This is a genomic window from Psychrobacter sp. NPDC078501, from assembly GCF_044900935.1.
Taxonomy (GTDB): domain Bacteria; phylum Pseudomonadota; class Gammaproteobacteria; order Pseudomonadales; family Moraxellaceae; genus Psychrobacter.
On the sequence record NZ_JBJDOS010000006.1, the window covers coordinates 15,217 to 41,851 of the forward strand.

19 protein-coding genes are annotated in these 26,635 nt (G+C 43.2%); 11 read left to right on the plus strand and 8 right to left on the minus strand.

Features of this window, described 5'->3' with window-relative positions; translation table 11 throughout:
- Positions 1-167: 167 nt before the first annotated feature.
- Together lnt and ACI2IW_RS10530 are read right to left on the minus strand one after the other, a co-directional pair.
- Positions 168-1,742: an apolipoprotein N-acyltransferase gene (lnt, locus tag ACI2IW_RS10525; RefSeq protein WP_404693616.1), complete on the minus strand. Its 1,575-nt coding sequence runs from the start codon at positions 1,740-1,742 to the stop codon at positions 168-170.
- A gap of 275 nt (positions 1,743-2,017) precedes the next feature.
- Entirely contained in the window at positions 2,018-2,917 is a 900-nt protein-coding gene (locus ACI2IW_RS10530; RefSeq protein ID WP_290178559.1) for a CBS domain-containing protein, read from the minus strand.
- Between the two features lie 288 nt (positions 2,918-3,205).
- Between ACI2IW_RS10530 and ACI2IW_RS10535 the strand changes: the two genes are divergently transcribed.
- Positions 3,206-4,540: a DUF4105 domain-containing protein gene (locus ACI2IW_RS10535; protein WP_404693617.1), complete on the plus strand. Its 1,335-nt coding sequence runs from the start codon at positions 3,206-3,208 to the stop codon at positions 4,538-4,540.
- Between the two features lie 7 nt (positions 4,541-4,547).
- Here ACI2IW_RS10535 and ACI2IW_RS10540 read toward each other — a convergent pair whose 3' ends face one another.
- Positions 4,548-5,072: a YcgN family cysteine cluster protein gene (locus tag ACI2IW_RS10540; RefSeq protein ID WP_404693680.1), complete on the minus strand. Its 525-nt coding sequence runs from the start codon at positions 5,070-5,072 to the stop codon at positions 4,548-4,550.
- Between the two features lie 234 nt (positions 5,073-5,306).
- Here ACI2IW_RS10540 and ACI2IW_RS10545 point away from each other — a divergent pair, with 234 nt between their 5' ends.
- From ACI2IW_RS10545 to mutY, 5 genes are all read left to right on the plus strand, one after another.
- The gene (locus ACI2IW_RS10545; protein ID WP_102078159.1) at positions 5,307-6,044 is read left to right on the plus strand and encodes a dienelactone hydrolase family protein; all 738 of its coding nucleotides are present in this window, start codon (positions 5,307-5,309) and stop codon (positions 6,042-6,044) included.
- Between the two features lie 172 nt (positions 6,045-6,216).
- The gene (locus ACI2IW_RS10550; protein ID WP_404693618.1) at positions 6,217-9,429 is read left to right on the plus strand and encodes a DUF2339 domain-containing protein; all 3,213 of its coding nucleotides are present in this window, start codon (positions 6,217-6,219) and stop codon (positions 9,427-9,429) included.
- 131 nt (positions 9,430-9,560) lie between these two features.
- The gene (ylqF, locus tag ACI2IW_RS10555) at positions 9,561-10,517 is read left to right on the plus strand and encodes a ribosome biogenesis GTPase YlqF (protein WP_057761911.1); all 957 of its coding nucleotides are present in this window, start codon (positions 9,561-9,563) and stop codon (positions 10,515-10,517) included.
- Positions 10,518-10,647: 130 nt separating this feature from the next.
- Entirely contained in the window at positions 10,648-12,045 is a 1,398-nt protein-coding gene (locus ACI2IW_RS10560; protein WP_404693619.1) for a P-loop NTPase fold protein, read from the plus strand.
- 105 nt (positions 12,046-12,150) lie between these two features.
- On the plus strand, positions 12,151-13,425 hold the full coding sequence (mutY, locus tag ACI2IW_RS10565) for an A/G-specific adenine glycosylase (protein ID WP_404693620.1): 1,275 nt from the start codon (positions 12,151-12,153) through the stop codon (positions 13,423-13,425).
- A gap of 86 nt (positions 13,426-13,511) precedes the next feature.
- Here mutY and ACI2IW_RS10570 read toward each other — a convergent pair whose 3' ends face one another.
- A complete protein-coding gene (locus ACI2IW_RS10570; protein ID WP_057761915.1) occupies positions 13,512-14,414 on the minus strand; it encodes an acyl-CoA thioesterase II in 903 nt (300 codons plus the stop codon).
- A 360-nt stretch (positions 14,415-14,774) separates the two neighbouring features.
- Positions 14,775-17,663 carry an RNA polymerase-associated protein RapA gene (gene rapA, locus ACI2IW_RS10575; RefSeq protein WP_185156624.1) on the minus strand — a complete coding sequence of 963 codons (2,889 nt, stop codon included), beginning with the start codon at positions 17,661-17,663 and terminating at the stop codon, positions 14,775-14,777.
- Positions 17,664-18,097: 434 nt separating this feature from the next.
- Between rapA and ACI2IW_RS10580 the strand changes: the two genes are divergently transcribed.
- Positions 18,098-19,045 (plus strand): NAD(P)-dependent oxidoreductase, encoded by a 948-nt coding sequence (locus tag ACI2IW_RS10580; RefSeq protein ID WP_404693621.1) that lies wholly within the window; start codon positions 18,098-18,100, stop codon positions 19,043-19,045.
- Between the two features lie 11 nt (positions 19,046-19,056).
- Here the strand turns inward: ACI2IW_RS10580 and ACI2IW_RS10585 are convergent, their stop codons facing one another.
- Positions 19,057-20,682 carry a flavin-containing monooxygenase gene (locus ACI2IW_RS10585; protein ID WP_404693622.1) on the minus strand — a complete coding sequence of 542 codons (1,626 nt, stop codon included), beginning with the start codon at positions 20,680-20,682 and terminating at the stop codon, positions 19,057-19,059.
- Positions 20,683-20,775: 93 nt separating this feature from the next.
- Positions 20,776-21,489, minus strand: coding sequence for an RluA family pseudouridine synthase (locus tag ACI2IW_RS10590; protein WP_404693623.1), 714 nt, complete (start codon positions 21,487-21,489; stop codon positions 20,776-20,778).
- A gap of 476 nt (positions 21,490-21,965) precedes the next feature.
- Between ACI2IW_RS10590 and trxA the strand changes: the two genes are divergently transcribed.
- The 3 genes from trxA (at position 21,966) to ACI2IW_RS10605 (ending at position 24,633) form a co-directional block, all read left to right on the plus strand.
- On the plus strand, positions 21,966-22,292 hold the full coding sequence (gene trxA / locus ACI2IW_RS10595) for a thioredoxin (protein ID WP_057761928.1): 327 nt from the start codon (positions 21,966-21,968) through the stop codon (positions 22,290-22,292).
- 525 nt (positions 22,293-22,817) lie between these two features.
- A complete protein-coding gene (rho, locus tag ACI2IW_RS10600; protein WP_055125334.1) occupies positions 22,818-24,086 on the plus strand; it encodes a transcription termination factor Rho in 1,269 nt (422 codons plus the stop codon).
- Positions 24,087-24,405: 319 nt separating this feature from the next.
- On the plus strand, positions 24,406-24,633 hold the full coding sequence (locus ACI2IW_RS10605; RefSeq protein WP_057761930.1) for a hypothetical protein: 228 nt from the start codon (positions 24,406-24,408) through the stop codon (positions 24,631-24,633).
- A 194-nt stretch (positions 24,634-24,827) separates the two neighbouring features.
- Here ACI2IW_RS10605 and ACI2IW_RS10610 read toward each other — a convergent pair whose 3' ends face one another.
- The gene (locus tag ACI2IW_RS10610; protein WP_201580081.1) at positions 24,828-25,715 is read right to left on the minus strand and encodes a neutral zinc metallopeptidase; all 888 of its coding nucleotides are present in this window, start codon (positions 25,713-25,715) and stop codon (positions 24,828-24,830) included.
- A 544-nt stretch (positions 25,716-26,259) separates the two neighbouring features.
- Here ACI2IW_RS10610 and ACI2IW_RS10615 point away from each other — a divergent pair.
- On the plus strand, positions 26,260-26,616 hold the full coding sequence (locus tag ACI2IW_RS10615) for a hypothetical protein (protein WP_165598186.1): 357 nt from the start codon (positions 26,260-26,262) through the stop codon (positions 26,614-26,616).
- Positions 26,617-26,635: the final 19 nt, after the last annotated feature.

A 26,635-nucleotide genomic window follows, 5' to 3' on the forward strand; every position in this document is an offset into this window, starting at 1 on the left:
TTGAAATATTGACCTATTATATCGCAATTTATACTGATTTGTGAAAACCCTTAAGTATTTAAAGGGTTTATTATCCACAATTTAAATATTCGTTTTTGACACTTATGTCAGCCAACTACTTAATCAGTTATCTATTATTCGCTATCAACACGTCTTACTTAACAATACTACTTAACCAAACGTACTGGAGTCTTCGGACGTTTACCTAAATAGCTGAGTATCAGTAACAGTGCCATGATAAACAAAATAGGATATTGACCAAAGCGCATGAATGGCGTGTTGCCAACTCGTGCCTGAATATCACCGCGCAATACAGTACGTTCAAACTGCGGTGCACGCTCTACGATACGACCTTTGTGATCAATGATAGCTGTCACACCTGTATTGGTCGCACGCATAAACCAGCGACCGTTCTCTAATGCGCGCATCTGCACCATTTGTAAATGCTGCAATGGGCCTGCCGACGTACCAAACCAAGCATCGTTTGAGATGGTCAATAAGAAGTCCGTACCAATGGCATTTTTGCGCGTGGTATCTGGATACGCCACTTCGTAACAGATGGCTGCGCCTAAATTATGCCCTCGCACACGTAGCGGTGACTGCTGATCACTGCCGCGACTATAGCTCATAATGTCTTGGCTACCTGCTAGATTAGGCAAAATATCGAGCACACCTTGGAATGGAATATATTCTCCAAATGGCACCAGACGTTGCTTTTTATACAGCCCTTCTGCCTGTGCCCCTAGCGCAACCACACTATTATAAAATGGCGGATATTTATCTGTACTGGCATCAAACGCTGCTTCATCCTTATAAGGAATACCTGTCACCCATGTCGTATCAGTCTCTTTGGCCATCGCGACCATTTCACTGATAAACCCAACAGCTTCTGTCTGAAACATAGGAATCGACGATTCAGGCCACAGCACGATGTCACGTCCCCACTCGTCACGAGTCAACGTTGCATAGATTTTTAACGTTTCAATCTGATACTCGGTGAGCCATTTTAGGTCTTGTGGGATATTACCTTGAATCAAAGATACCGATAGATCAGGAGTGCCTTTTGGTTTGGTCCACTGCGGATTGATCAACCATAGTGCGCTACTAATGATTAGCAATGCTATCGATGGAATCATATATCCACCGCGGCGACGCAATAGCTCAACGATACTGGCAGCCAATAATACCGCCACAAAAGAAACCGCAAAGACACCAGCCACAGGCGCGAGCGACGACAACCAGTACTGCTCAGTAAACGCATAACCAACGAATAGCCAAGGAAAACCAGTAAATAGCCACGTTTTCATCCACTCTTGGAGTATCCACAGAGCGGCAAAAGATAACGGCTGCTTGCCGACCACACGATTAAAGATGAACGCCAAAAAGCCATGGAACAAACCCATGCCCAGACCCATAAGCGCAATCATAATCAGTGCCAGCCATGCGGGCGTATCGCCATAAACGTGTATAGAAGTATATAGCCAAAACGCGCCAACACACCACAGCCCTGTACCGTACGCTTGACCAATCAGAAAGGCGCGGCGACCTGTCATCGCTGGTACCAGTAATGCATATAAAATAGCAGGTGACACCAAGGCAACTGGCCAAATCCCATAAGGCGCGAGCGCGAGTATAAAAGCTGCCCCTGCCAGCCAAGCTATTAGTACCGTCAACCCCATATGTAAACCTTTTGGCTTATCGGGGTTCAGACGTTTTTGCAAATCAACAGTAGACAGACGCATAGCAGTTATCCAAAACCATATTTACTAAAATTTCTCAGCTAAGCGATGAGATAACACTCACGCAAAACCTGACTGCATAATGCTTTATGCAGGGCCACAAATAAAACCCACCCATGATACCAGTCAAAACCTACAAGTGGGTAAATTTGCGTAGCTAAAACCTCATTCTAAAGTTCAAAAGGCAGAAAGCAAAAAACACGATTTTTCATCGTGTTTTCTGTTAATTTGCTAACAAGTTTTATTCATTGACCAACTATCGTGACACTATAAGCAAGCTAATGGCTGCCTATCAATATCTGTTGCTCGGAATTGGTTTTGGTCAGCTCTAGATTTTGGATAAATCGCCCTTCGACATCGGTAATGGTAATTTTCCAATCATCTATCACGACGCTCTCGCCTTCTAGATCACCAACGAAGCCAAGTGCTTGCATGACCAGACCGCCCATCGTATCGACATCGGTGTCGTCAAAACGGCTACCCAGCTCATCATTACAGTCTTCAATCACCGTAGATGCTTGGACACGCCATGTATTTGGTTTTTCTGGATCAGGGACGATGTTATTGATATCGCTGTCTTCATCAAAGTCATCATGCTCATCGACGATGTCGCCAACGATTTCTTCCAACAAGTCTTCCATGGTGACGACACCACCAAAGTTACCAAACTCATCAACGACAATCGCCATATGTACTTGGGTGCGCTGCAATGAGCGTAGCAAGGTATCAGAACGAGCCGTCTCACTGATATATAACGGCTGGCGCACCAAGTCTCTGAGACGCTTACTGTCAATTTTGTCTTCTTGGTTACGAACCATATGTACCAGAATCGGAATCAAGTCTTTTGCCAATAAGATACCGATAACGGCGTCATCATCTTGACTGTCAAAAACAGGATAGCGCGAGTGGGTGGTCTCAAGAATGATGTCCATCACTTCAGCAAGACTGGTGCTCTCGTGCAGACCAATCACTTGCGGACGCGGTGTCATGATTTCGCGGACTTGTGTCGCAGGCAAATCTAGCACGCCTTCTAACATATCGACAGTATCAGGCTCTAAAAACTGGCGCGAGTCTTGTACCAGACGAATCAATTCATCACGGGTTTCGGGGGCGGTCGATAGCCAGCGTTTTAAGCCGCGCATCGACCAACTACTCGGGCTGGGAGTGTCGTCAGACATGGTGGTGTGATTTAACCTCTTTAGTTAATAAAAATTAGAATAGTATTCAATAGAAAAACGAACAATACTCAATAAAAAAACAAGTAGAGCCTAGATGGGGATAAAAGTAGCAAATAAAACGGCTGGTTTGTTATTAATTAATGGATGAATAACAAATTTGCTAGTACAAATTAGCTTCACTTTATCGCAAGGCTCACTGACATTCAACGACAAATTCACTCAAATTGTATTGTCAGCGTGTTATAAACTTTGCTATGGTCAAAGCCTTTATTTATCAAAGCAAACCCTATGTCGCTACGTTCCGTTTTTTCTCGCTTACTCTCGTCGCGTTCACGCAGTCGACTGTCAGACAGTCGTGGCTTAGAGAGCCGTGGTTTAGAGAACCTTGACTTAAAATGCGAAACATTAGAACGTAAACAGCCAAAGCCTACATGGCGCCAGCGTCTTGTGACTTTTTTAATTGCCGTTACGTTATTGTTATCAGCGCTATGGTTATTACTCGCGATTTGGTATCAGTACGGCGTCAGCTCAGTATTGACTTGGCTTGCGACAATAGTGATTGTAGGCATATTAGCTACGCTGCTAAGTACACGTTACTGGGATGCCGTCACAAGAGTATTACATAGTGACTCATTATCTAATAAAAAATCAATTGGTAAAGGCACAGCAACCAAGCTAATTATCGGCGTATATAGCGCTATTTGGCTCATAGGTTTAGGTTGGTTTTTTTCTATCGAACCGAAACAAGATCGAGAATGGATGGCTGAAGTCGACCAGCGAGTCTCCTATGAGCGCGATGCGACCAACCCTGATTTGATTACTTTAACCAATGTTCGTAACTTTGATTGGCAAACTGAGGAAGACGCTACCGAGCACTGGGATACCCGTACGATTGATTTGTCTAAGTTATCCGGCGTTGATGTGACTAACTCTTATTGGATGGGACCGCTGATTGCTCATACCTTGGTTAGCTTTCGATTTGAAGATGATAGGCCACTTGCCTTCTCATTTGAGATTCGTAAAGAAGACGGCGAGTCTTTTTCAGCGTTGGCTGGGTTTTTTCGACGTTATGAGCTGAGCCTGATTGCCGCAGAAGAGCGCGATATTATTTACACCCGCAGCAACGCGCGCGGCGAGCAGGTTTATCTGTTTCCTATTAGCAATTTGCAACAGCATGAAGTGAGGTCACTGTTTGAGTCTTATCTAACGGCGGCTGATGATTTGAACGCTAAACCTGCTTGGTACAATACATTGATTAGCAACTGTACCAATATCATCTTTTATATGGCGCGTATTGTTAGTGGCGATCGTTTGCCATGGGATTATCGGATTTGGGTCTCTGGATGGTTACCTAACTATCTATATGATGTAGGCATGTTGGATGCGGCACCCGAAAAGGACAACCAGCCTTGGTCAATGAACACGTGGTATGAGCGCACTCATATCAACCCAAAAGCAAAAGGCTTTGATAATCAGAACAACCTAAAGTCTAGCGTTAGTAGAGATGAAAACAGCCGTAAATTCTCACAGCAGATTCGTCAAGATATTCCGATACCAGCATTGGCTAACTCGCAAGCCAGTGCGGAAGCAAAAGCCAAGTCTACTGCTCAGGCATCTAACTAACTGTCGACTAAGGATTAACCCAGTTAACCACCCGCGTCTCCATTTCTTCATCAGACATACCGATTTCCGTGACACAGCGACCAGCGACGCCCACGTTGGCAGCTCGCATTTGTTGTTGTGTCACCACAGCATCCCCAGTCAATAATAAATGCCAACTTGGTAAGCCTTGCCCTTTATACAAACGCTTATAGGCGCAGTGCGATGGTAGCCACATCATCTTGGGCAAGTTGTCCATAGTCAGCTGAATACAGTCTGGCACGTGCTCTTGACGCGTTGCATAGTGACTACAATATCCTGTTGTGCAGTCCATCAACTGGCAGGTGACATCGGTATATTCGACCAGCTCTTCATCCACATTGCCGCTTTCATCTTCATCGATATACTTAATCAAGCAGCAACTGCCGCAACCATCGCACAACGCTTCCCACTCGCTATGGTTTAATTCTGTTAACGCAAATCGCGACCAGAACTGCGGGCGTAGTGGTTCAGACTTAGAATTAACAAAATCGACAACGGTACTATCAGGGAACAAACTCACCGATTGCGCAGGCTTGGCCGCCGCATCGAGACCTGAGTTCAAGTCAGATTGGTCATTATTTTTGTTTAACAAATTTATAGTCATAAAGTCGCAGTAGCATTTTGATAAAGAGCGTTACAGTATTATAGCTGTTTTTGCTAGACATGGGCGTTAAGGTAGTACGAGTTAGAAAAACGAACGATCACAATGACGAATAATTAAAACTCACAACATAAAAAGGACAATAATATGTCAATTAAGACGTTTGAATTAATCAGTACTACCGAAAACGGTGTAGAACTTATCAGTTATGTAGCACTACCAGAAAACGCTTCAGATGAAAATCCAGCAGCAGGTATCTTGGTTGCACCAGAATGGTGGGGCGTGGTCGATCATCCAAAATCAGTGGTTGAGCGTTTGGCAGAGGCAGGTTATGCAGCAGTCGCTATGGACGTTTACGGTGAGGGCAAATTAACTACTGATGCAGCGCAGGCAAACATGTGGATGGAGCAAGTACTGGCCGATCAAGATATGCTAATGGCACGCTGCCGCTTAATTCTTAATGATTTCAGCGATCAGTTATCAGTCGATGGTGATAACCTAGGCGCAATCGGTTACTGCTTCGGTGGTAAAGTTGTACTAGATATGGCTCGCGAAGGCATGCCGCTAAAAGCGGTTGCTACTTTCCATGGTAACCCAACGCCAAAACAACCAGCTGACAAAAACTTTGCGGCAAAAGTGTTGGTTGCTCATGGCCGTGATGACTCAATGGTATCAATGGATGCTATCGAAGGTCTAAAATCTGAGCTAGACGCTGCTGATGTTGACTACACTATCGACGTCTATGACAACGCTAAGCATGGCTTTACCAATCCGCACGCCGATGAGCGTGCCGCCAAAAATGAAGTAGATCTTGGCTACAATGAAGCCGCTGCTAAACAAAGCTGGGAAAACATGCTTGAGTTTATGAAAGCCAATTTAGCATAAGAAACGATTTGGTATAAAGATCATTAAAAAGGGTAGCTTAATCATTAAGCTGCCCTTTTATTTTGAGTGTCATTATAGCATTTGTCTTTTAGCCCAGTAATCAGAGTAGTCTTGTGCTTCTTATTAAATCACGTCATTATCACTTTACTATAAACTGGATTGAGTGACGAAGATGTTGTATCTAATGGTGACCCAGTTGGGCTGGCTGGCTTTTACGATTTTATTGATCGTAGTGGTCGCGTTATATACTAGGATAGCTCGAAAAATCGAGCATTTACGCCGTGATGTGATGACGCTGCAAGCTGAGCTTGAGCAGCAAAGACATCGTAGTATGACGCCTCCATCTGTACCTTTCGTCAATAAAAATGATTATGCACGCAACACTGCTACTGACGATCATGATCTTAAAGACAATGTTTCTAAAGACAGTGATGCTAAAGAAATAGCTTTTGACTCACAACCATTCTCTCCAGATAATCGGCTGCCTGTATCACCACCACCGCTTCCTACCGTTGCTTCAAACTCAACCATACATGCAGCATCAAACATCTATGACGATAAATATATAGACAATAATGCCTCGATAAATACGCAAAACACAGTGCCTACCGCACCGATTGAGCCTGATGAACGCTCATTGCCTATTGTGACCTCGCTGATTCATTCAATCAAAAACTGGTTTTTCGGTGGCAATTTGGTTGTGCGAGTCGGCGTACTGGTACTATTAGTAGGTGTGGTGCTCTTGCTTCGCTTATTAAGCGAATATATCGAGATTTCGATTGCCACAAAGCTGATAGCAGTCGGTGTTACAGGGTTAGCATTGGCAGCGCTTGGATTAAAGCTGACCGCAAAACGCTTCTCATATGGGATTACGCTACAGGGCGCAGGCTTAGCAATTGCCTATCTAAGCACCTTTTTTGCTTACAGTGTTTATGAAATCATTCCTAGTATCCCAAGCTTTATCGGGCTTGGGTTATTGTCTGCCATTACCATTGCCCTCGCCGTACGTCAAAACGCATTTCCATTAGCATTATTGGCATTATCGGGTGGATTTTTTGCACCGATTTTGACCAGTGAAGATATTGGCAGCTTGGTTACCTTATTCAGCTATTATCTACTGCTAAATGTCACGATTGCTGTTATTGCTCACTATCGACCGTGGAAAATATTAAATCTATTCGGTGTGACTGTGACATTTGGCTTAGCATACTATTGGGGTATTAGCGAAAACCTGAGCGCCGTCATTGAGACGCAGCGCTGGGCATTGGTAGCGTTAGTAACCTTACACTGGCTGCTTTACTTATTTGTCGTCATTCGTTATGCGCAGCAAATCATTACCTATAACGCGCTAAACGAAAAAGACCTCAGTCATGCTGATAATGTAGATAATACAAAACACTTGGACAAAGCCCATGTAGGCAGCTCCTATGTATTCCCCATTGATACGGGTTTACTGTTTTCAGTACCGCTACTGGCCTTTGGCTTATTTTCTGCCTTACTAAACGACATCTCTAATGCCCTCACGATTACCAGTGCCATTTTGGCTATGGTTTATCTTGGGATGGGCTGGTTGTTCATCCAGCGCAGTAGACGCTATGCTTTAATCACCGAAGGGATGCTGGCATTAGGATTAGGATTTTTTGCGCTCGTTATTCCGTTGGCGCTAGATGCTGAATGGATTGCTTTTGGCTGGTCAGTACAAGGATTGGCGCTAGTATGGTTTGGACGACGCTCACTACGCTCATGGTCGGTATTACTCGGCTTACTATTGCAGCTCGTCAGTATTGGGATGCTAGTGACGACAGCGATATTCTCTATCGAAGACTATCCCGTTTTAGCCTTTAGTATTTCAGCAATCGCTTATCTGGCTACCGTCTTTATCTTACGCGCTAGCAACTCCCCTGCCGCCCTGATTAATAGCTTAGATAGTAGTAATAACCTTAGTAGCCTTAACAATAAAGGTCCTACAAAATCCTCGGTCATACAATCTCAATCCTCAGTCATACAATCACAAACATTGGACGGTACATCAGATGTATTGACCAGCTATGCGCGTGCGCTGGGTGTCAGTACTCAAGCTGCACAGCAATGGCTGACCTCAATCAATAGTCAGAGCCGAGTATTCAAATTCGTTTGGCATAGCCCTAGATTAGTCAAATTTTTAACATTGACCGCGATGGCTTGGATGCTAAAAGTACTAATGCTTGATTTGCATCATTGGTTTGATATCTGGCAATCAAGTACCACGGTAATTGCACTGGCAGCACTCATCAGCCTGATCGCTTATTGGGTCATCAATCGCTATCGTCCGTGGGCGGAAATTAGACAGCTTAGTCATGGATTACTAGCCCTGTTCTACTTCATGCTAGTACTACAACTGCCGCAAAAGTTTGAGCGCAATCTAACATGGGCAACAGCGGAATGGTTGGTGTTTGTAGGCTTAATAATCGGTTGGCTGGTTATGGGTCAGCTATGGCTAAAAACGTGGTCTGATACATTGTCCGATAACAACAATACCTCACGCTATACTGCTGCAAGTTGGCTAGGTACAGGCATCTTACTCATTGCTGCCGCTGCGCATTATGGCTTACCAAACTCTGGTGGCGTAATGGCTTTCTTGTTTCCAGCAGTACTCATATTATTTGGGTTATGGTTCAATCATCGTTATCTTAGTCAAAATGAAGAAAATACCTCAACCAATAAAACTGTAGGACAAGGACTGCTGTACTGGTTTGATTGGCAGCAGGCACTATTAGGATGCGCTGCCATCTTTGCTCCCATTGCTTTACTGTGGGTTGTTCTGACCAATTGGTCTTATGACGGTGTGATTTGGGGAATGTCTTATTTTCCATTGTTCAACCTATATGACATCACATCATGGTTGACACTATCGGTTGGTTTTAGTCTGTATTACATCAGCCAACGCCGCCACAATGAAACCATTACTGAGCCAAGTGCAGCTGCCAAATCTAAGCGCGTATTCACCGCTGAGAATTTGCTAATTATATTGGGACTGATCAGCTTTTGGTTAATCTCCAGCATGTTGGTCAGAACGCTACACGCCTTTATTGGCACGCCACTTTGGAATGACTATCAAGGCGGCGCATGGCAGAGTGAGCAAGTACAAACAGGATTGACGATTTTATGGACACTCTTGGCATTGGTTGCCACCATCATGGCAAGTCGCTACTGGCAACGCGCGCTTTGGTTTATGGGTATGGGGTTGTTAGGTATCGTCGTACTCAAGCTAGTCTTGGTCGATTTGTCACAGACCGAGGCAATTTGGCGAGTGATATCCTTCCTTGGCGCAGGCAGCTTAATACTATTAATTGGTTACCTTGCCCCATTACCACCCGCGCACGAGGGAAAAGAAAACCAAAATTAGGCGTAATGACAAATCTGGTTAAGTGAAATTGTGCCGTGAGCAAGGTGGTTCTGTAGTAAACTGGACACCATTAGAAAGTAAACGTTGATTGTTTTACTTTTAGCATTTTTTATAAAAGGTTATGAAAGCAGATGGATAAGAGAGCAAGTATTCAGTGGTTCCCTGGGCATATGAACAAAGCCCGTAACGAAATCAAAGAAGTCATGCCGCAGATGGATTTGGTCATCGAGGTCATCGATGCGCGTATTCCATATAGTAGTGAAAACCCAATGGTTGCAGCACTACGCGGCGAAAAACCTGTTATCAAAATCCTAAACAAAGCTGACCTTGCCGATCCTGAGTTGACTCAAGCATGGATGGATTATCTTGAGCAGCAAGATGGGGTCAAAGCCATTGCTTGCGATACTGAAAAAGCCAATGATGTAAAACGTATCATCGCCATCTGTAAGCATCTTGTACCTAATAAAGTCGGGACTGGTCGTCAAATCAAAGCGATGATTATGGGTATCCCAAACGTTGGCAAATCAACGCTGATCAATACGCTAGCAGGACGCGCTGTGGCAAAAACAGGCGACGAGCCAGCCGTGACCAAGTCGCAGCAGCTGATTAAGCTTGACGATGACATCATGCTCTATGACACACCTGGTATGCTATGGCCAAAAGTCGAAAACGAAAACTCAGGCTATCGTTTAGCAGCGACAGGCGGTATTCGTGATACGGCTTTTGACTTCGCTGATGTGGCAAGCTATACCGCTGAGTACCTAATGCAAGCCTATCCTGAGCTGCTAAAAACCCGCTATAAAATTGAAGAGCTGCCAAAGACTGATTGGGAGTTTTTTGAAGTGGCTGGACGTAATCGCGGCTGTGTACGCGCGGGCAACCAAGTCGATACTTATCGTATGTCTGAGATTCTCATTAACGAATTGCGTAGCGCGAAGATTGGTCGCATCACGCTAGAAACACCAGCAATGACTGAAGCTGAAGAAATCGTCGTCGCTGAACAACGACTCGCTGCTGAAGAGAAGAAAAAAGCGAAAGAGGAAGAAAAGCGCTTACGTCGTCTAAAAACGCGGAAGAATCGGAAGTAGCATTTATTTAAAAAATCATTGCTCAAAAAGCTACTACCTATATAAAAGCCCTTATGGGCTTTTTTTATGTCTGTATTATCTGTATAACATCAGTATCGTATATCAGAATTATAAATATAGAGAGTGCTTAATGACAGATTACAGCGTAATGAAAGAGTTAACTTTTTCTAGCAGAGATGAGTTCACACGTAAGCCTATCGCTGAAAAAATCATTAAACTCTTGGACTCAGATATTGATGTCTCACCACTTATCATCGACGGTAAATGGGGTACAGGTAAAACCGAGTTTTGCTTCAAACTTAAAAATTTGATTGAAGCGAACAATACGAATAATTATAAAGTTGGTTACGTTAATGCCTTTCAAGCTGACCATGCAAATGAGCCACTGTTAACGCTGATTGCAGAAGTGGCTGGATTCTATGATAAGAACGACGATAGGCGAAAAAGCTTTATCAAAAACGCAATTCCCTATTTGCGTTTAGTCTCAGGTATAGGTATCAAGGCAATAGCGAGCTTGGCATTTGGCAAATATGCAGCAGATATTCCTGACGACTTTCAAGAGGGTATGGAAGCTATAGAAGATGGTTCAGACTCATTTATTGACCAATCTCTTGAGTCAATGATTAAAGATCAAGTAGAAGCTGAAAAGAACTTATCAACTCTTAGAGAAGCCTTAAAAAATATAGCAGCTATTAATCCAGTTATCCTTCTAATTGATGAACTTGACCGCTGTCGTCCAGATTTTGCAGTAATGATGTTAGAGACGATCAAGCATGTGTTTGATGTAGATAATGTACAAATTATATTAATTACCAATGCTGAGCAGCTTAAAGCCACTATAAAACATAGCTATGGTAGCGAGACTGACTCACACAGCTATTTATATAAATTTTTTAAATATCAAATTAACCTGCCAACGACCATCAAAGATGTTGAAGGCAGGTCTATTGAAAATAACGTCACTTATTTCAAAGCGACAGTTCAAGCTAGCAGGGTAATTCCTCAAGACTTTAAAGACAACGAATTTATCTATGAGATTCCAACATTTCTTGATGTTGGTACGCTGTCTCTACGAAATATTGAGCAAATCGTCCGCTGTATAGAGACTCTAGTAGTATTTGAAAATATTGAGCGGAGTAAATCATTGACTATTGAACAGATTTTAATGGTCTTTCTATCATTTGTTTATATGATGGATAGAGATTTACTAAATCAAATCATAACAAGACATATAAATCCGACTAAATTTTCAAATTTTATCAGAGGCACTAGGTTAGATATGAGGCAACCGTATTCTAGGTCTGACATCCTTAATGATTTGTCCGTCAAAAATCTTTTCTCGATTGCATTTGATAAGTATTTTGTAAATTCTTTTCTAGACCTACCAAGTAGTACTATTGAACAACAAGAAGTGCAAAGGCATATCAAGATTAGTTTAGGCAAATATGATTATATCAGCGATATACATAATGATGAATACATTAAGCAGATAATCAATAACCTCCTACTATTCGACATCGTTAAGTAGTTATTTTTATTATATTATTTCATAGAAACACGTCAAAACTGGGTCGTAGCAAATACGTATATCAGGTATAATTGTTTACCTTCAAAAAATCAAATATAAGAGCCTATGACCCAGCTAACTGCCAACTCTATACCTTCTGATACCGATTTTAGCCATTCTCCAACATCCCTAAACTCCTTCGCCCCACGCCTACTCGATTGGTTTGCCGAAAATGGTCGCCATGATTTGCCGTGGCAGCAGCACCAAACTGATACGCCCAATCCCTATATCGTTTGGCTATCTGAAGTCATGCTCCAGCAGACGCAAGTGACTACCGTACTGCCATACTTTGCGCGCTTTATGGCATCGTTTCCGACTGTGCAGGATTTAGCCGCAGCAGAATGGGATACCGTAGCAGAGCATTGGGCAGGGCTTGGCTACTATGCGCGCGCGCGTAATTTGCATAAAGGAGCTAAGCAGTTGGTTGAGGTAATCGATGAGACAGGCGAGTTTCCGCAGACACTAGCAGGATGGGAAGCGATTTCTGGCGTTGGGCCATCGACCGCTGGCGCGATTATGGCGATGGGATTACATCATTATGGCGTCATTTGCGATGGTAACGTCAAACGAGTGCTGACACGTTGGGCCGCTATCGACGGCGATATCACTAAATCTGCTACCACCAAAGATTTATGGGTATTGGCAGAGCGACTGACACCGACAGAAAACTCAGGACTATTTGCGCAAGCTATGATGGATATGGGCGCGACGTTATGTACCCGTAGCAAGCCTTCGTGTCTATTATGTCCATTAAAAGAAGACTGCCTAGCCCATGCGCAAGGACGCGAAACTGACTATCCCGTCAAAGCAAAAAAGCAGCCCAAACCCAGTAAGTTTAGTAATGCCTTATTGATTACAGACACGAATGGCAACATTCTATGGCTACAGCGCCCTGACGACGGTATCTGGGGCGGATTATGGAGTTTGCCATTACAGTTCGTGGAAAAAGTTGACGGTAAAACTAATAACAAGGCTACCGTTAAAAAGACACTAGCTAACGATGACAAACTATCGAATATGCCAAATGACGTACGTAGTAATGAAAAAGTATACGAAGCAGAATTTACCACTGCTGAGCAAATCATTAATGAGTGGCTCATAAAAAATGAACTGGTGGCAAAATCAGTTAGCAATACCTTGCTCGATGATGCTCCTATCAAGCATTCGCTGACGCACTTTCACTGGTATTTGACCCCGCGTAAATTGACGATTGACGCGACGCAGGTAACTGAGCTAAATCAAAAATTAGCAGCGGCTGAAATTGAATTTAAGTGGCTAACCGAACAAAAAGCGCAAGACAGCCTAGGACTGCCTCGCGCGATGGTTAAAATCTTAGAATAAAAATTGGAATAAAAAAAGCGACTCACTATTAATAACGAGTCGCTTTTTTATGATGATAATATAAAGATAACTAAGCCTACAGTACTCTAAGACTTTGGCACACGTAAACGCATGAGTCCTTCTTGTTGCACGGTAGCGACCAGTTTGCCATCTTGCCAAAACTGACCATGATTCAAGCCTTTCGCATTAGACGTGGTATCGCTCCACATGTCGTACAGCATCCATTTATTCAAATCAAAATCACGATGGAAATGCATTGAGTGATCGATACTAGCAGCCTGTAGACCACTGGTCATAAAACTCACACCATGTGACATTAGCCCTGTGCCAACCAAATAAAAGTCCGACGAGAATGCCAAGAGTGCTTGCTGAATAGCCACTGGCTGATTGCCCAATTCACGAATACGTAGCCAGTTTGCTTGCTTGGGTTTCATAGGTTCTGGGCTAATCGGATTACGCGGCTTAACTGGCTTAATCTCGACATGACGGCGGCGCATAAATCTTGCTTTTAGCGCTTCTGGCACTTTTCCGACATTTTCTTCTTTTAGATCTTGCTCTGTCAGCAAGTCTTCTGGCGGTGGATAGACAGGCATATCTTCTTGATACTCAAGCCCATCTTCCATCGGTGAAAACGAAGCAATCATTGAAAATATTACTTGCTCAACAGGCGGCTTACCGCGTACTTCTTTGTACTGAATAGCCGTGACTTCACGTGCAGACAAGCTACGACCATCACGCAATCGACGGACTTGGTATATCACTGGTTGGTTGATATCGCCACCACGCAAAAAATACCCATGCAGTGAGTGACAAGGTTTGTCTTTATCTAATGTATGCGCCGCTGCCATAATCGCTTGAGCGAGCACTTGCCCACCAAATATACGACTGCCCACATAGTCATGGCTTTTACCCTCAAACACATCAGGGGTAACTTCAATAAGCGCGATAGTAGCCAGCAGCTCATCAATCAGTTGTAGATTATCGGACATGACGATATGTTTCCTTATTTTTATCAAAAACGCTCAGCATCTGATGATATTGATGCCATATAGCCATCATATTTGAATGTAAAATAATGCGAGATCACTTGTTAAGATCTGTCGAAGGAGACCTTAAAATAAACATACAGACATCGTTAGCGATGTTATCACCGAATATTTATTTTCTATAGAAAAGGTAAACATCTTACCCAATATTGGTGGCTTTGACTAGTTACTGTCGGCTTACTCATAAGTATTGCTTGTCTGTTTTTGCCAGACACATCGCAACTAAAGAGCAAAGCAAGCAATCTCAACCATAAAAAAACGAGATGTATAATAACACCTCGTTTTTGACAAATACGTCGATATTTATGGCTTAACTGCTACGAGTACGCGGATAGAATCCGGCACTAATGACAAGTTACCAAGTGCTTGCTCACCTTGAGCTTTAAGCTGCTCTAAACGCTCAATCTCTTCAGGACGTACGTTTGGATTGATCGTCTGTAGATGTTTTAGACGCTTGATTTCGCGTGACCACTGCTGACTAAAGCGGCTACTGGCTTGCTCACCAATCTCAGCAATCTGCTGGCGAGCAATATCTTCAGCTTCGTAATAACGCTGCTCAATCACATCGCCGCGTACTTTAATGACTTGGCGAGCACGGTTTTTGTCTAATCGCTCAACGTGCGGCATAATCATCTCAGCGCTGATACGAGCCGATAAATCACTGCCCTGCTCACTGATAAAGACACGGATATTTTGCGTAGACAAAGTCGCTGGCAGATTGAGCACTTTTGGCGCGATTGCTTCAACACGGAAGTTTACCTCTAGCAGTACCATACCTTGCGGAACAGCGGCACTTTTTAGCATAGCAACTGTCGTATTACCAAAGGTGCTAGTGCTCGCTAGCTCATAAATCGCACGCATCAATGGATGCTCGTGAGTGATAAATTCGATGTCTTCACGTTGGAGCGCTTGCTCACGCTCAAAGGTCAACGTCATACCGTCTTCATCACCAAGTGGCAAACCATCAATATAGTCACTGATCTCGGTGCTATCGATAGGCGCGATAACCCACGAGCCATCACGCTGGATATTGTGATCGATATTGGCAGATGCAAAGAAACGCTCGATAAAGTGCGGCAGCAAATTATTACCATCGAAGTCACGCATAGCATCAGCGATACGACCTGCGACACGCGGACGGCATGAGTTGTACTCTAGCAGACGGTCACGACCAGCTTGTAGCTGTGCTTCTAGTCCCAAACGTGTCTGTAGCGCCTCGTCAATGATGTCTTGCAAGATGACATTATTTTCAGCGGTATCAGCACCCTCAAGCATTGGTTTTAGCTCTTGGATATATTGCTCTTGCACGCTTTGTGCGGTTGGCGATATCTGATTGAACATGTTCAGCGCATCGTTGTACCACTGATACAGACGCTCTTGCGCTGTACCCTGTACATAAGGTACATGTAGCATGATTTGCTGCGTCTGACCGATACGATCTAGACGGCCGATACGCTGCTCTAACGTATCTGGGTTAGCAGGCAAATCCCATAGTATTAATTGGCTTGCAAACTGGAAGTTACGACCTTCTGAACCAATTTCTGAACATAGTAGTATCTGCGCGCCTTCACTATCAGCAAAGAATGCGGCCGCTTGGTCACGCTCAAGCAAAGTCATCTGCTCAGTAAAGATAGCTGTTTTGATACCTGCATGCAGACGCAATACCGCTTCTAAACTCTCTACCGTCGCACCACTACGAGCGATTAATAGGACTTTTTGATGCTTAAGCTCACCGCGTAAGATATCAATCAACCAAGAAACACGTGGATCATCTTCTAGCCAGCCACCGTCTGGTTGGTTTTCTTCGCCCCATAGCTGCTCACGCAACTTACCATTGGTTTGATAGCTGTCTTTCCATGCTTCAGGTAATGGCAGTGGATATGGTTGGCTACTACGGCCATAAAAACCTTTCACACTCTCACGAGTATTGCGGAACAAAATACGACCTGTACCATGACGATCTAATAGCTCGTTTAGCGCATGTGTACGCAGTTTTTCATCTTCATTGATTGAAGATAGTTCTTCAATACTAATGTCTAGTAAGCTACTTAAAGCAGCAATTTGACCTTCATTTAATGGCTTTTCTTCTATCAAGACACCAGCAACTGCTGCTGTCTCTGCAAAAGCTTCTTGCCCATCGATAAACTCATCCAAATCATCAAAGCGATCTGGATCAAGCAAACGCAGACGGGCAAAGTGACTCTGCGCACCAAGCTGCTCCGGCGTTGCTGTCAATAGCATCACGCCTGGCGTTTCTTCGGCGAAATCCGCAATCAAGTCATACTTATCATTGCCGCCCTGTGCTTCATCCCAATGCAGATGATGCGCTTCATCAACGACCAATAAATCAAACCCTGCATCCATCGCTTGGTCATATAAGTCTGGGTGATCGAGCAATAGATCCATACCACCGATGATACATTGCTCAGTGGCAAAGACGTTTTGTTCAGGATCGTGTTCTTTAATAGCCGCAGTACGCACTAGATCAAACAATGCGAAATTTAGATTAAAGCGACGACGCAGCTCAATCATCCATTGATACTGCAAACTATCGGGCACTAAAATCAATACACGCTCAGCTTTGCCTGTTAGCAACTGCTGATGAATAATCATGCCCGCTTCGATGGTTTTACCAAGGCCAACTTCATCAGCCAATAGTACACGCGGCGCGATACGCTTGCCAACTTCATGTGCGATATATAGCTGATGCTCGATGATATCGACACGTGCACCCATTAGACCTTTTAATGGATGACCTGCTAGCGCTGACTGCATGCGCAGGATATCTTGACGCAGCTCATACCAGTCACCGCGCTCAATACGGCCAGCAAGCAAACGCTCAAGTGGCTTGGCCAACGTAATATTGGCAGCAAGGCGGGTTTCCATGATGCCGCGCTCGTGCTCATCGACGCCATATTTAAGTACGCCCATCACTTCATCAACGGCATTGACCGTATAGCTTTTGCCATCTTGATCGTAGATGCTATCGCCCACTTTAAACACCACGCGCGATAATGGCGCAGAGTTTTTTGCGTAGACGCGTGTCTCTTCACTTTGCGGAAATAAAATATGCACACATCGGTCGTCAACATCGATGACCACACCTAAGCCAAGCTCAGACTCCGTATCAGATAAATAACGTTGACCAACGGCGAATTCAGTACTGTGCAATGAAGCAATAGAGATAGTCATAAGGCGATGTCTTTTGTACTCAGATAATGAAATTTAGATAGCAATGGTAGATTGTGATAGCGGTAAGATTACAAAGAACATAAATCGTCAATAGACGCGAAATAAATGTCGTAATCTTAGTAGAGCCAGCAGCTCAGTCACACCATTATATAACGTTAGCGGGTAGATGAGTGCGTTAAGTTGAATTTTCAAGAGGCAGCTTACGATAGCTATGATTTTATAAGTTATTTATCGATACTATGTCAGACGAATACGTGATTGTTAAATAATGCAGATTATCCTATTTTATCAGTAGCTTATATCTATTCGATCGATATTTGGCTAATTCGTTTTTGACTAAAAATACCAACGTGCTACATTAAGCCGATAAGGATTCATGCGATAGCCGTTTATTCGCTAATTATCTATAAGACAACAATAAGTAAGGACTAGCCATGCAAGCCGTTTTTTTAGATAAAGGTACGTTTTCTGAAGGTATTGACCTTCCCGCGCCAATGGGTGTGAGCGATTACATCACTTATAACGACACGCCAAAAGACACGGCTGTCCTCATTGAGCGTTGCAAAGATGCTGACATTATTATCACTAATAAAGTACAAATTGGCGCTGAGGTGATAGAGCAACTACCGAAACTTAAGCTGATCCAACTGACTGCTACTGGTATGAATAACGTCGATCAAGCCGCTTGCGATAAGCACGGTGTTACGCTTTTTAATGTCGCTGGTTATGCGGTGAAAAGCGTGCCCGAGCATACCTTTATGCTTATGTTAAATGCAATGCGTGCTGGTATTCATTATCATCAGAAAGTCGCTGATGGCACATGGCTGGCAAACGGTAATTTTTGCCTGCTGGATATTCCGCTGATTGATTTGGAAGATAAGACGTTAGGTATTATTGGTATTGGCACCATCGGCAAGCGCGTAACCGAAATCGCTCGTGCCTTTGGTATGACCGTACTGTGGGCGGAGCACCAAGGACGTGAACCACGCAGCGACGACTATACTGCGTTTGATGAAGTGCTAGCGCGGGCAGATGTAGTCAGTCTGCACTGTCCATTGAATGAACAAACTGAGCATCTTATTAATAAAGATACTCTGGCGAAAATGGTTAAACAGCCGCTCATCGTTAACGTCGCACGTGGCGGCATCGTTGATAGCCAGGCATTAACTGACGCAATCAATAGTGAGCAAATCATCGGTTATGCTAGCGATGTGTTTGAACAAGAACCGATCGCTGATAATGACCCTTTGCTCAGTATCAGCGACCATCCGCGTGTTATTTTTAGTCCGCACAATGCATGGGGCAGCAAAAGCGCCCAAGAGACCTTGTGGCAGATGTTAAGCAAGCAAGTGGCCGATTTCATCAACAACCATCATCAATAACTACCAAGATACTAACGACTAAACCGTAACCAGTCGTCTTTTATCTTACGATACTTAAGCATAATTCGATCGCTTAGATAGTTGTTGGTCACGAACCAAGGATAGCGATCGCCTTGCTTAGGTAGCTCGTCTTTACCGCGTCTGACATAACCAGACGATAGCGAACCCATCACGGTATCTGCTTGAGCATAGGCTGTCATATCTGCAGTCTGTGCTTGTGGTAATGCGACTTGATAGCGATTTTTATGCATATACCCCAGTAGCCTCACTACATACTGACAAGCCAAATCGATTTTTAGTGTCCATGAGGCATTGGTATAGCCAAAGAGTGCCGCCATATTAGGTATGCCTTCTATCATGACTGCTTTGTAGGTCATACGCGTGCCAATATCGACAGATTGACCGTCGATATATACCGCTGCCCCGCCCAGCATCTGTAGCTTTAAGCCAGTCGCAGTAACGATGATATCAGCGTCGAGATGCTGGCCAGATTGCAGCATAACCCCTGTTGCAGTAAAGCGACTAATTTGATCAGTCACCACTGTTGCGCGTTTGTCCTGCAAGGCTTTAAATAAATCACCATCAGGCACCGCACATACTCGTTGATCCCATGGATTATAGTCAGGCATAAAATACTTGCTATCAACGCCGCTACCTTTCAGCTCTTTTTTCACCCCACTTCTTAAGACTGCCTTCATTACCTTGGGTGCATGAGTCGCAACTTTGTACAGGCCTTGCTGTCTCAACACATTGCGCGCGCGTAGTACCGTATAGGCTTGCTCTTTTGATAAAGGAGAAAACTTGCCTGATAGCCAGTCGATAGCATGATCATCGCCCGGTACGCTTGCCACATAGGTCGGCGTACGCTGTAGCATCGTGACATGACGCGCACACTGATTACTGTCTTTATCTACTAGCGCAGGTAGCAACGTCATCGCCGTGGCACCACTACCAATAACGACAACTTTTTTATCATCATAGTCTAGATTATTCCAATGCTGTGGATGAATGATTTGACCGTGGAAATTCTCTTCTCCATCAAAATGAGGGCGATAGCCTTGCTCATAATCATAATAACCAGTGGCACCTACGATAAACTTGGCAGTCTTAACAAACATCTCACCGCTTGCATGGTTTTTAATAGTTGCTGACCACTGTTGATCCTCACTAGACCATGATATCTGCTGAACTTCATGCTGATAGTGGATATGTTCGGTCACCCCAAACTCGTTTGCCGTATCGGCAATATAGCGCTTGATATCATCGCCTGCTGCAAGCATTCTATAATCAAGCCACGGCTTAAAGTTATAACCAAAGGTCAGGGCGTCAGAGTCAGAGCGAATCCCCGGATAGGTAAATAAATCCCATGTTCCACCCAAATCAGCACGCTTTTCTAAGATAGCAAAGCGCTGTGGAGATTTTTGCTTATTAGTCGGTTTTGCCTGCTTTTTCTTTTTGGGAGCTTTATGACCGAATAGGCCTTTATGCTGCTGTTGCTGTAAACGGCAAGCCATGCCAATACCTGCGATACCCGCACCGATGATCAATACTTCATAGTCGGCTACCTTATCCGTCTTTGACTTTTTACCTTTAAGGCGGTTTTTAATGACCTGTTTGGTCGTGGTGATATCAAGCATACTTTCATCCTTGTATTTGCATGACTGGCATTTTATAGCTGGCTTTAGAGCCGTTTATCGCATCTATTAACAGCACACGGCAAAATCTCACTCTTAAAATGGGCAGGGACTCTCCCAGTCCATCCAAGCACCCAGTACCGGATGCTTTAAACGCAATTGCTGTGCATGTAAGTTGAGCCTTGGCGCTATCTCTAGTGCGGCACCTTCAGCATAAATCGGATCGCCAATCATCACATGATCGACGTGCACCATATGTACGCGTAGCTGATGACTGCGGCCTGTGACTGGCTTTAGCATGACCCTAGTAACTACCTCGCCATTACAGGTTTCGTGAGCCACAACTTCATATAACGTCAGTGCATGCTTCGACCAGTCGTGATCGACGATATGGCGCGGTTTGGTACTTGGCTCATAGCGTACTGGCACTGATATCTCACCAGTTGCGCCGACTTGCTCCCACTCACCAAAGACACGTGCTTGGTATTTCTTTTGCGGTAAACGTTCGATGAATTGCTTACTGATATTGGTTTGCGCTGCTGCATTTTTTGCAAAAATAAGCAGTCCCGAGGTGTCCATATCTAAGCGGTGAATCAACTTGACGGCTGGATTGGCACGCTCAAGACGAGCAAGCAGACTGACTTTGAGTGTTTTACCATCGACGCTTAATAGGCCTGCAGGTTTATCAACCACCCAAATATCATCGTCTTCGTAAACCGTAATTTCTTGCGCAAAATTTTTAAAAAATTCAAGCGGATAAGCGCTTTCTTGGGTATTGAGGGCATTAACTTCTTCATCGGTAAAAGGCATAAATTTAACTACTTATGTAAATTGGTTTTAAGATAAGGATTTTTGGTGGCTAATCTTTTAGACATGATAGCCATTTTGGAAACGACAGTTATTTGGATAAAAGGGCAAAACTTTGACTGATTTTCAAATTTATTAATATCGCTAGTTGCTAATCAATAACTACTAATCAATAACTACTATATAAACGAGGTAAACATAAAACTTCTATCGCACTGAGATACATACTTTGATAAGGATAATCGTATTAAATAACAGATTAGACACTCTTGTGCTGCACCGTTTCGATTTATTGTGCTAATACTAGTTGTTAAACAATTTAACCAGCCTGTATCTGTCAAATTAGGGCAAACATGTTAATATAATGGCACATTTTCACCCCTTCTAAACAATTCTTTGACCACCAACTGATTTATTATTAAACCAATATATAGGTTGATGAGTGGTGATAGAAGTAATAAAACAAGAGAGATAAAATTATGTCAGACCTTATTGTACATACTACCGACACAGACTTTGATCAAGACGTTCTACAATCAGACGTACCTGTACTAGTAGACTTCTGGGCGCCATGGTGTGGTCCTTGTAAAGCCATTGCTCCTATTTTAGAAGATCTAGCGACTGAGTACCAAGGTAAAGTTAAAATCGTCAAAGTAGACGTAGACAACAACCCACAAGCGGCCAGCCGTTTTGGTATTCGTAACATCCCAACGCTATTTGTATTCAAAGATGGCGAAAAAGTTGACTCAGTAATGGGCCTACAGCCAAAAGCTGAATTGGCTAAAGTATTAGACAAGCATTTATAAGTTACATTTGCCAGCTCTAGACTATCTTGAGCGAGTAAAATAGAATAACCGAGAAAGCCATTATCTAACCAAGATAGTGGCTTTTTTGCTTGTTTTTTGTGCAAAAAACTCGATAATGTGACTTTTTTGGCAAAATTTATTGACAACGCTATTGTGAAGACCGTATAGTCTGCTGACAAGAGAAAACCAACTGTTTTCCTAAGTATCTTGTCGCTATTCTCCTCGTGTTTATCAACAAAAACACAATCGTCATTATAAACACCATTGCTGAACAAAATGACTAAACGCAATTACTGATATTGAGTTTTTGACGCAGACTCTTATGTAGCCTTTTTTATCCTTATTTCTTATTACCTTGCATCCAATGATGGCAATGCGTACATAAGCAGACATATAAAACCAAAACTACATAAACTACAGCGCTGTGCACACACCCATATCATCATATTACCGTTATTTTAATCACTGTCGTGACTTGTGCTGCTAATGGCATCTCTCATCTGATCAATTGCTAATGACCTATCTATGAATCTTACTGAATTAAAGAAAAAATCAATCGCTGAGCTATTGGCTATCGCCAAAGAAATGGGTCTTGATAATATGGCGCGTAGCCGTAAACAGGACATTATCTTTGCTATTCTAAAAACCCATGCGCGTAACGGTGAAGCCATTTATGGTGACGGCGTACTTGAGGTTCTTCCTGATGGTTTTGGATTTTTGCGCTCATCAGAAGGCTCATATTTAGCCGGTCCTGATGATATTTATGTCAGCCCAAGCCAGATTCGCCGTTTCAGTCTAAAAACTGGTGACAGTATCGCTGGTACTATTCGTCCACCAAAAGATTCTGAGCGTTATTTTGCGTTATTAAAAGTTGGCGAAATCAACTTTGATACGCCAGATCGCTCACGTCATAAGCTTATCTTTGAGAACCTGACACCCCTATTCCCAACTGAGCATTTAAAACTTGAGCTTGGTAACGGAACCACTGAAGATTTGACTGGTCGTATCATCGATCTAATCGCTCCGATTGGTAAAGGTCAGCGTTCTATCATCGTCGCACCGCCAAAAGCGGGTAAAACGATGTTGCTACAAACCATCGCACAATCAATTACTCGTAATAATCCTGAATGCTATTTGATCGTACTATTGATTGATGAGCGTCCAGAAGAAGTCACCGAAATGGTACGTACAGTACGCGGTGAAGTGGTTGCTTCTACTTTTGATGAGCCGCCACAGCGTCACGTACAAGTCGCTGAAATGGTCATCGAAAAGGCCAAACGTTTGGTCGAGCATAAGCAAGACGTGGTGATTTTACTTGATTCGATTACGCGTCTAGCACGTGCTTATAATACGGTTATCCCATCATCAGGCAAAGTATTGACGGGTGGTCTAGATGCCAATGCTCTAGAACGTCCAAAACGCTTCTTTGGTGCTGCGCGTAACGTGGAAGAAGGTGGTAGTTTGACCATTATTGCCAGTGCATTGATTGATACTGGTAGTAAGATGGATAGCGTCATTTTTGAAGAATTTAAGGGAACGGGTAACCAAGAGATTACGCTTGAGCGTGACTTGGCTGAAAAACGTGTATTCCCTGCGATTAATATCAAAAAATCTGGTACACGCCGCGAAGAGCGTCTATTGGACGAAGATAAGCTGCGTAAAGTATGGATTTTACGTAAACTGCTTCAACCGATGGATGGCGTACAAGCCACTGAGTTCTTGTTGGATCGCTTAAAAGAAGCGAAGACCAATGATGAATTCTTTGAGCAAATGAAGCGTAAATCACAAAACTAATTCTTAGTTAGTTTGCTAGAGATATTCAGCTTTGATTCAATATTAAGACTACCTATAGGTAGTCTTTTTTATAGCAGTATCGAAGTATTAATAGTTAAACCCATTAGGACGTAATCTGCACTGTCGTTCACAGGCGTTTCTGATGATACAGTACGGCAACATCGCTTACATCTCGTTTGCAAAGTTTAGCGTTTTTACTACGACTATATTATTAGTAACCGACTATTATGACAGACAGTAGGAATATACTTGAAAATATCATGGACACAGTATTTTGAAGGTATTGTATTTTAAACTTGATGACTTAATAGGTGATAATATGAAATTTGCTAAAACGATCGCAATGACTGCCATTACTAGCTCAGCACTAATCATGACTGGTTGTAACTCTTATAGTGGTATGAGCAACACTGCTAAAGGTGCTACTGCTGGCGCAGCAGCTGGTGCTCTTATTAAAAGCAAAGGCGACAGCAAAGATATCGCTCGTGGCGCATTGGCTGGTGCAGCGATCGGCGGTGCTGGTGGTTATGTTCTTGACAACAATTAAATCTTCTACGCTGATGTTACTTGATAATTGATTGAGTAATATCAGATAAAAGATGATAAAAAAGCCTGCAATTCGTTGCAGGCTTTTTTATGTCTTAATTTTTATTATAAGTCCATGCACTAGACTTATAATAAAAAACATCAACCTTAAAAAACATCGTTAGTCAAATACACGATTATTAATATATATGGCCATTAAAGTGCACCGCTGAACGTATCGCAAGATTGTACATTACCGCTTTCTAGACCACGGGTGAACCATTCGACACGTTGTTGACTGGTGCCGTGAGTAAAGTTATCGGGCACTACTGCACCACCACTCGCTTTCGCTAGACGATCATCACCGATTTGACCAGCAGCATTTACCGCTTCGTCAATATCACCTGCCTCTAAAAACTGTACACGCTCTTGATTGCGCTGTGCCCATACACCAGCAAAACAATCCGCTTGCAACTCTTGCAATACTGATAGCTTATTGGACTGTGCTTGGGTCACTTGCTGACGAGCTTCATTAACCTGTTGGCTAATGCCCAGTAGCGTCTGAACATGATGACCTACCTCATGCGCTATCACGTAGGCCTGTGCGAAATCGCCAGCCTTGCCTTGGTTCTCTTCACCACCAGAGCCTTGCTGATCGCCTGAAATACCAAGATTCTGACGCATCTCTACAAAGAATGACGTATCCAAATAGACAGTCTGATCCCCTGGACAATAAAATGGACCTGTTGCAGAGCTAGCACTACCACATGCTGAGCTGACCTGACCATTAAACAAAATCAATGACGGCTCTTGATAAGTGCTACCAGCTTCATTAAAGATTTGATGCCAGACTTCTTCTGTATCTGCTAGTACAACTTTTACAAATTGCGTGTCTCGGTCTGTGCTGGTTGCCAGCTCGGTAGATGACTCACTGCCACCACCTGTAACCGCTTGACCTGTCTGTAATGCGGTCATTGGGTTTACCCCAAATACCAACCACAAGATACCAGCGATGATAATACCACCGATACCACCGCCGATCATCTTACCGCCACCTGTGCTAGAGCGCACATTCGAGCTACCTCGTCTACCTTGCCATTTCATAATTCTATTCCTCAAATATAGATTGATTCATTACTTCCATTAGCCACTGTCTCTATTAGCCACTACTTTTATTAATTATTACTTATGTTATATATTATTTAGCCAGTCAATTTACGCTATGACCTAGTCTACTATCCTAAAAGCAAGTAGAAACCTATAAAATTGCTAACTTAACTAGGATTTATGTAATATAGGACGATAATCAGACTATTTAATTCAATTCTTACCCATAAAAACGGGGCTAATATCGACTATTTCAGATAAGAAACAGGAACCAGAAAAGCTCTCCACCCTTCTCATGTCTTTGATTATACGTCGATTAATTTGGCTTCTTGTATTAAAAAGTATATCGGATAGACAAAGTAAAATATTATTTTAAATTTTATTGTTACTTAATTGTACAGGCTATTTCTATTTACTTAGAAAACCTATAGAATGCGTGGAAGCTGAGTAGCTGTGACTAAGACTAGTTGAATTCTGAAAAATCTCGGATTTCGACCTTTGTTGCTGCTACTGCTCATTTCATTTTTCCGGAGAAAACCATATGAAACTTAAATTACTTGCTCTAGCTGGTATCATGACTGCAACTATGGGCCTTACTGCCTGTGATAGCAGCAAAGAAAACGCTGCTGAAGATTTATCTGACGCGCAAGAAGAAGTGCAAGACGCTTCTGAAGAGCTAAACGAAGCTGCTGCTGAAGGCGAAATGACTGCTGATGCTGACGCTGCTGTTGCTGGCGCTGAAGCTGACATCGCTGATGCTCAAGAAGCAACTGCTACTGACGAAATGGACGCTGAAGTTCCTGTAGACGGCGACACCACTAGCGTAGACGTAGCTAGCGAAACTGATACTGCTGCTGTTGAAGCTTCTGACGAAGTAGTAGTTGAAGAAGCTCAGTAATTTATTGTTCATACAATAG

Coding starts and splice junctions, on each gene's coding strand:
- lnt (WP_404693616.1), bottom strand. CDS start 1,742: ATGCGTCTGTCTACTGTTGATTTGCAAAAACGTCTGAACCCCGATAAG.
- ACI2IW_RS10585 (WP_404693622.1), bottom strand. CDS start 20,682: ATGCTTGATATCACCACGACCAAACAGGTCATTAAAAACCGCCTTAAA.
- ACI2IW_RS10530 (WP_290178559.1), bottom strand. CDS start 2,917: ATGTCTGACGACACTCCCAGCCCGAGTAGTTGGTCGATGCGCGGCTTA.
- ACI2IW_RS10550 (WP_404693618.1), top strand. CDS start 6,217: ATGTTGTATCTAATGGTGACCCAGTTGGGCTGGCTGGCTTTTACGATT.
- ylqF (WP_057761911.1), top strand. CDS start 9,561: ATGGATAAGAGAGCAAGTATTCAGTGGTTCCCTGGGCATATGAACAAA.
- trxA (WP_057761928.1), top strand. CDS start 21,966: ATGTCAGACCTTATTGTACATACTACCGACACAGACTTTGATCAAGAC.
- rapA (WP_185156624.1), bottom strand. CDS start 17,663: ATGACTATCTCTATTGCTTCATTGCACAGTACTGAATTCGCCGTTGGT.
- ACI2IW_RS10605 (WP_057761930.1), top strand. CDS start 24,406: ATGAAATTTGCTAAAACGATCGCAATGACTGCCATTACTAGCTCAGCA.
- ACI2IW_RS10545 (WP_102078159.1), top strand. CDS start 5,307: ATGTCAATTAAGACGTTTGAATTAATCAGTACTACCGAAAACGGTGTA.
- ACI2IW_RS10570 (WP_057761915.1), bottom strand. CDS start 14,414: ATGTCCGATAATCTACAACTGATTGATGAGCTGCTGGCTACTATCGCG.
- ACI2IW_RS10580 (WP_404693621.1), top strand. CDS start 18,098: ATGCAAGCCGTTTTTTTAGATAAAGGTACGTTTTCTGAAGGTATTGAC.
- ACI2IW_RS10535 (WP_404693617.1), top strand. CDS start 3,206: ATGTCGCTACGTTCCGTTTTTTCTCGCTTACTCTCGTCGCGTTCACGC.
- ACI2IW_RS10610 (WP_201580081.1), bottom strand. CDS start 25,715: ATGAAATGGCAAGGTAGACGAGGTAGCTCGAATGTGCGCTCTAGCACA.
- ACI2IW_RS10615 (WP_165598186.1), top strand. CDS start 26,260: ATGAAACTTAAATTACTTGCTCTAGCTGGTATCATGACTGCAACTATG.
- rho (WP_055125334.1), top strand. CDS start 22,818: ATGAATCTTACTGAATTAAAGAAAAAATCAATCGCTGAGCTATTGGCT.
- ACI2IW_RS10590 (WP_404693623.1), bottom strand. CDS start 21,489: ATGCCTTTTACCGATGAAGAAGTTAATGCCCTCAATACCCAAGAAAGC.
- mutY (WP_404693620.1), top strand. CDS start 12,151: ATGACCCAGCTAACTGCCAACTCTATACCTTCTGATACCGATTTTAGC.
- ACI2IW_RS10560 (WP_404693619.1), top strand. CDS start 10,648: ATGACAGATTACAGCGTAATGAAAGAGTTAACTTTTTCTAGCAGAGAT.